We start from the raw sequence: 526 nt of genomic DNA, 5'->3' as shown, positions 1-526 counted from the left end.
GCATCGTCATTGGCAATATCGGTTCCTGATTGATCTTCTACATCATCTCCTGTTGGAGGTGTTCCTACTGCAGTTGCTTGGTTGGTCACGCTGCCCGTGTCTATATCATCCTGTGTGATGGTATAGGATGTAGCGGTGTAGATCCAAGTTTCAGTTACATCAAGTTCACCATCGCCATCTGTATCACCACTCTGGAACACTATGTTCACTACTGGGTTTGGTGCAGATAATAATGGGTCAGTTACTAGTATGTTTGATAGGCTCACGTTTCCTTCGTTGGTCACTGTGAACGTATAGGTAATGGTATCGATTCCTGCATCGGCACACTGGTTACCGTCAACATCGTTGAAGACTCCAGTTTTTACGATTGCGATGTCTGGGTTCTGGCAAAGCTCGATTACCGTAGCATCGTCATTGGCAATATCGGTTCCTGATTGATCTTCTACATCATCTCCTGTTGGAGGTGTTCCTACTGCAGTTGCTTGGTTGGTCACGCTGCCCGTGTCTATATCATCCTGTGTGATGG

The 526-nt window shown here is 46.4% G+C and carries 1 protein-coding gene; it reads right to left on the bottom strand.

Going from position 1 to position 526, the window contains the following annotated elements:
- Positions 1-526 (bottom strand): DUF7507 domain-containing protein (locus tag ESV24_RS15210; RefSeq protein WP_428839603.1); only part of this gene is annotated, 526 nt, incomplete at both ends.

This window comes from Aequorivita lipolytica (assembly GCF_007997135.1).
GTDB lineage: Bacteria > Bacteroidota > Bacteroidia > Flavobacteriales > Flavobacteriaceae > Aequorivita > Aequorivita lipolytica.
This window is presented reverse-complemented; position numbering and strand designations above follow the sequence as displayed.